This window comes from Gimesia aquarii, assembly GCF_007748195.1.
GTDB classification, from domain to species: Bacteria; Planctomycetota; Planctomycetia; order Planctomycetales; family Planctomycetaceae; genus Gimesia; species Gimesia aquarii.
Genome location: NZ_CP037920.1, coordinates 4,076,495 through 4,080,310 on the forward strand (window position 1 = coordinate 4,076,495; position 3,816 = coordinate 4,080,310).

Annotated in this window: 5 protein-coding genes; all 5 read left to right on the top strand. The window is 41.6% G+C overall.

Features of this window, described 5'->3' with window-relative positions; all coding sequences use genetic code 11:
- Window positions 1-25 precede the first annotated feature (25 nt).
- The 5 genes from V144x_RS15830 to V144x_RS15850 all read left to right on the top strand — a co-directional run bounded on the left by V144x_RS15830 (window position 26) and on the right by V144x_RS15850 (window position 3,685).
- Window positions 26-1,363, top strand: a complete 1,338-nt coding sequence (locus V144x_RS15830) for an outer membrane protein assembly factor BamB family protein (protein WP_144986095.1) — start codon at window positions 26-28, stop codon at window positions 1,361-1,363.
- 186 nt (window positions 1,364-1,549) lie between these two features.
- A complete protein-coding gene (locus V144x_RS15835) occupies window positions 1,550-1,999 on the top strand; it encodes a GNAT family N-acetyltransferase (RefSeq protein WP_144986096.1) in 450 nt (149 codons plus the stop codon).
- Between the two features lie 185 nt (window positions 2,000-2,184).
- Window positions 2,185-2,748, top strand: coding sequence for a hypothetical protein (locus V144x_RS15840; protein ID WP_144986097.1), 564 nt, complete (start codon window positions 2,185-2,187; stop codon window positions 2,746-2,748).
- 200 nt (window positions 2,749-2,948) lie between these two features.
- On the top strand, window positions 2,949-3,245 hold the full coding sequence (locus tag V144x_RS15845; RefSeq protein WP_144986098.1) for an antibiotic biosynthesis monooxygenase family protein: 297 nt from the start codon (window positions 2,949-2,951) through the stop codon (window positions 3,243-3,245).
- 176 nt (window positions 3,246-3,421) lie between these two features.
- Window positions 3,422-3,685: a TfoX/Sxy family protein gene (locus V144x_RS15850; protein WP_144986099.1), complete on the top strand. Its 264-nt coding sequence runs from the start codon at window positions 3,422-3,424 to the stop codon at window positions 3,683-3,685.
- Window positions 3,686-3,816: the final 131 nt, after the last annotated feature.

Below are 3,816 nucleotides of genomic sequence, written 5' to 3' on the forward strand. Positions count from 1 at the left end.
CAACATCGAATGAAGGAATTGAATCGTGTTTAACACTAATCTGAAGCTCGTACTGACTCTTTTTTTTGGTCTGCTCAGTTCACAATTAGAGAGTGCTGAAAACTGGTCTGGTTTCCGTGGTAACGGATCCAATATCTCTAAAGCAAGCAAGCTACCATTAAAATGGTCACCCCAAAAAGGCATACGCTGGAAACAGACAATCCCCGGTTACGGACAATCTTCACCTGTCATTTGGGGAAACCAAGTTTATGTAACTTCGATTGAAGGTCCCCAGCAGGAAACATGCCTGGTGCATGCTTTCGATATTTCTAACGGAAGCCCCATTTGGTCGAAAGAGTTCAACGCCAGCCAAACTAAAAAATCGTCTTCGATGGTTTCTCGTGCTGCCCCGACACCCGTCATAGATGAAAAGAGAGTTTATACCTTCTTTGAAAGTGGAGATGTTGTGGCTTACGCACATTCGGGTTCGGAACTTTGGCGTCGTTCTTTAGTGAAAGACTACGGCAAATTCATCAGTAATCATGGCATTGGCAATTCTCTCGCACAGACAAAGAACCATGTCATCGTACTGACTGCACATGATGGACCTTCTTATTTACTGGCGCTAGACAAGAAGACGGGCGAAACGGTTTGGAAAACAGATCGAGAATCGGGCGTCGCCTGGACTTCACCAGTGATTGCAGATCGTCAAGGAACCCCGGAAGTGATCGTCAGTTCTCGGGGAACTGTAAAAGGCTATCACGGAAACACAGGAAAATTAATGTGGACTCATTCTGGCCTCAGTGGAAACACCATTCCTTCTGCATCAGTCTTTGGCAATTATATTTTAATTGGCGCTGCAATGAGCCGCAGAAATCCGAATGCAGAAAAAGCGAGTGCTTCGAACTGCTGTTTGAAACTTGTCACGGTCGATGGAATACCGGGGTACAAAGTTCTCTGGAAAGCCAAAAAAGCGGTCTCTTATTATTGTACTCCTTTGGCGTATGAAGGCTGTGCTTACTTCGTCAATAAAGTGGGCGTCGTATACTGTCTCGATTTGGAATCTGGCGAGCAACACTATGCACAACGACTCGCTGGTCCCTGCTGGAGTTCACCTCTCGGAGCCGGGGATTACATCTATTTTTTCACGAAAAAAGGACTGACTGATGTAATCCAGAAAGGCCCCGAATTTGACATTCTTGCATCAAACGCGATTTTCTCTAATCCCGATGAAAAATCGTCTCCTGCAAAAGAGAAAACAAATTCAGAAAAACCCCGATCAGGGGGTTATCCTCAATTAGGGCCCACTGTTTATGGAACTGCAGCTGTTGACCAAACTATTCTTATTCGGACTGGAACTGAATTGTATTGCATTGGTCAGTAGTAATTTAAAGTCTAAAAGGGTGTAAATGAACCTGTTCTTTTATGTCAATTCATAAACTGATTGCTCACATTAGATCACAAAACTGGTTAATACATTCTGTCAGTACATAGACAATTGCAAAAACAGAGACTATTTTGCATCTAGAGATGTTACAAAAGACTCTGTTAACTGACTCCGATGTGTGCCATGAACAAGATTACTGTCAGACAGGCCGTTCTAACCGATATTGATGAACTTGTACCTTTATTTGACAGTTACCGCCAGTTTTATGGACGCTCAAGTGATCTTGGAGCTGTAAGTAAATTTCTCTCTGCACGTTTCAATCATGGAGAGTCCGTATTATTCAGCGCCTTTGATGCTGATACACCGGTTGGTTTCACTCAGCTCTACCCAAGTTTTTCCTCGGTTTCACTGGCCAGAATATTTATTCTCAACGATCTCTTCGTCACGACTGAAGGACGTCGAAAAGGAGTTGGTACCCGGCTGCTATCAGCAGCCGTTGATTATGCCAAATCCTTAAATGCAGTTCGTCTCACATTGTCTACAGAGATAACCAACAAGTCTGCTCAAGCTCTATACCAGTCGGCTGGCTGGAAGCAAGACGATCAGTTCTATGTTTACCACTTTGCTTTGTAGAGATTGAACAATCAATCATAATTGGCAATCAAGAAACCAACTTCGTTTTCTTACTGTTTTCGAAGGGCCTGATTAATTGCTCCTATTCTTGAATCATGATTATTTAGTTCCAAGAAATCAGATTCTCGTACGAATATCAAATAGAAATGTGATTGACACATTAATTTGATCGATCAGGAGAAACAATGAAGGGCTACTTTCAATTTCTTTTAACAGGTCTCGTATTAGGTCTCTTCACTGAAGCCGAATTGAAATTGGTCGCTGGAGTCAATCCTCCCGCATTCAAGATAGCACTTTTTGCCTATCCAGTAATTATGACGATATCGTATGCTGGAAGTAAACTGGTTGACCACTTCATTTCTTCAAAGTGGAGAGGGGATATTCTGCACTATATCGCCGCTGGTTTTTTCGGATTGATGGTTGAATGGACTCTATTGGGAAATGGTCCAGGAAGTAATGCACTTCAAATCGGCATGTTCGCGATGTGGACCACATTTTGTTTTGGTCCACGAATCTTGACTCGAAACTCTCCGGTAATCGAAAAGGGCCGTAGAAAATTTGGGAGTGCGTTCCTCATAACAGCCATTCTTTTAACAACGTTTATCTTACTAACCCCTAGTCCCAAGGCAAAAATCGTGATTACTGTATTAGGTTTGAGCGGAACCTATCTTATCTGGTCTCTCTGGTTATTGATTCTTGGCTGGCAAAGCACTCGCTCTAAGCAGTTCCCGAACATTATAATCCAGTAAACTTACTTAGATTTTCTAATCAACAACACCTATTTTGAGATCATTGCAAACAATGCTTGAAGTTGGATTTTCCACCTCGTTATCATTGTTGTTAACTTACCTTACCTATGTGATAAAGCAATCAATTCCGAGCATTACTATATTACATCTGTAAAGTTGAATTTCAGACATATTGAGTACTCATCAGGGGATATTAGGCCATGAGTTTTGTTGCTATTTCAAAAGTAAAATATCCTGATTCACTGAAAGAAGAAATTCACAATATCGGATTACAGATGGTCCCGATTGCCAAACAGCAGCCCGGTTTCATTTCCATTCGATTTCACCAAGCTCATGAATCAAATGTAACAATGATGTATTGGGAATGGGAATCTAAATCGAATCATGATTCATGCATGGCAAGTGACGCCTGGGCAGATATCATGGAACAGTCAAAACCCGTATTTGAAGCTGAAGGCACCAAGTTTTCAATTGAAACCTATGAACGTCTGGCTTAAAAAATCGTCACGAGGTACGTCTTTTCCTTCATTCTTTGCATCTTTAGCCGTCATTAAATGAATGAGAAATACATTTTAACAAGGGCAGGGTAGATCATTACTCTTTATGAATTCCAAATCAAATCTATCCCATGTTGCCACGGTATCAGAACACACAAAGGGATCTCAGCAGAACCATGACACAAAATCGACCGCTCACTGATCTAAAAAATATAGGAAAGAAACTTGCTGAACGTCTTAATGAAATCGGGATTTCTTCTGAGGCGGAGCTACGAAAAGTGGGTGCAATACAAGCACACAAAAAGCTCAAAGCAAAGTATCCTAATGAAACTCTACCTGTCTGTTATTACTTGTACTCATTTGAGGGAGCACTTCATGATCAACACTGGAATGATCTGAGTGTAAAAAGAAAACAGAAACTGAAAGAAAGTATCAGCTGAAAATCATTTTACCAGGTGTCATAGCAGCCACTTCGTTTGCTTTCGAAATTCGCTCGAACTACTTCCATTCCACAAAAAAAGCCCCCTCAAACCGAAGTTCGAGAGGGCTGAAGTTTTTCTCAGTCAGACGA